General features: G+C 62.6%; 1 protein-coding gene and 1 pseudogene. One reads left to right on the top strand and one right to left on the bottom strand.

Annotated features, from left to right (window positions below; all coding sequences use genetic code 11):
- Positions 1-170: 170 nt before the first annotated feature.
- Positions 171-857, top strand: a complete 687-nt coding sequence (locus AOQ71_RS09275; RefSeq protein ID WP_057744850.1) for a DJ-1/PfpI family protein — start codon at positions 171-173, stop codon at positions 855-857.
- 489 nt (positions 858-1,346) lie between these two features.
- Here AOQ71_RS09275 and AOQ71_RS47530 read toward each other — a convergent pair.
- Positions 1,347-1,417, bottom strand: a pseudogene (locus AOQ71_RS47530) (NADH:ubiquinone oxidoreductase subunit NDUFA12); the annotation flags it as partial.

The raw sequence follows: 1,417 nt of genomic DNA, 5'->3' as shown, positions 1-1,417 counted from the left end.
GTGCCGCGATCTCGAACACCGAGATGGGACCGGCCGCATCGAGCAGCTGGAAGTCCGGGAAGATCAGGATGCCGATCATGGTTATGTCCGAAAGTGAGGGAAGTACGCCATTTTGGACAGGAGGGCACCATGCCATTCTGCGCCCGTCAAGTTCTTCTTCGGAGGCTCTCATGTCGGCACCGCTCCAGATCGGACTTCTGGTGTTCCCGCGCGTCACCCAGCTCGACTTCACCGGCCCGCTGCAGGTGTTCTCATCCCTCCCCGGCGCGACCGTGCACCTGATCTGGAAGACGCTTGATCCGGTGCCAAGCGATTCCGTGCTGATGCTGACACCATCAGTGACATTCGCCGACTGTCCGCAACTGGATGTGATCTGCATTCCCGGCGGGTTCGGCACCGATGCGCTCCTGAATGACGAGGAGACGCTCGACTTCGTGCGCAAGCAGGCTGCGAACGCCAAATTCGTCACCTCGGTCTGCACGGGATCGCTGGTGCTGGGCGCGGCCGGGCTTCTGAAGGGCTACAATGCCGCGACCCATTGGAGCGCAATGGAGATGCTGAATTTGTTCGGTGCGACACCGACCAAGACGCGCGTCTGCGTCGATCGCAACCGCGTCACCGGCGGCGGTGTCACCGCGGGGATCGATTTCGCATTGACGCTGGTCTCGCTGCTGGTCGACCGCGGCACCGCCGAGGCCATCCAGCTCCGCCTCGAATACAACCCCGCGCCGCCCTTCAACGCTGGCTCGCCGGAGACCGCGCCAGACGAGGTGCTCGCGCTCATGAAAGAGCGGATCGCGCCATTCCAGGCGCGGCGCTTGGATGCGGCCAAGCGGGCGGCTGAGCGGCTGATGTAGTGTGTCCCAACGCTGCGCTCGCAATGACAGAGCCCGCGGCCGCGCTCTTCTCCCCCCAACCCAACAGAAAAAGGCCGCTCGGTTTCCCAAGCGGCCTTTCCTGTCTCACGGCGGCGCACATTCTCATCGGGCGATTTCGGTGCTTCCAGACCGGGGGCCTATCTCCCGATCGAGTCCTTCCTCGGCAGCCGCTGCATTTCGGGACAGTCGCGAACTGTTGCCCGAACCGAACGCGATGGTTTCCCATCTCCGTAAGATGGGTTCATTGAGCCGCATCGCTCGTGCGGACGCAACGGCCCGGCAACCGGCATCCCCGTTGATCCCGTTGTCCACAGCGACGTCGTCAGGATGCGCGTGCATCCAATCCGGAAGATGAAGAAGGCTGGAGCTAAAGCATGATCCGGAAAAGTGTGAAGCGGTTTTCCGAAAAGATCATGTTCAAACAAAGAGCTAAAGCGCGATGACGGTTCAACCCAATCTCATCGCGCTTTAGCCGGGCGTCCAGGGCTGGTAGTCGCCAGTCGCCTTCGGCCGCCTGCCGCTCGCCAGCGTCGAGCCCG

The sequence above is a fragment of the Bradyrhizobium manausense genome, from assembly GCF_001440035.1.
Lineage (GTDB): Bacteria > Pseudomonadota > Alphaproteobacteria > Rhizobiales > Xanthobacteraceae > Bradyrhizobium > Bradyrhizobium manausense.
This window is presented reverse-complemented; position numbering and strand designations above follow the sequence as displayed.

Coding starts and splice junctions, on each gene's coding strand:
- AOQ71_RS09275 (WP_057744850.1), top strand. CDS start 171: ATGTCGGCACCGCTCCAGATCGGACTTCTGGTGTTCCCGCGCGTCACC.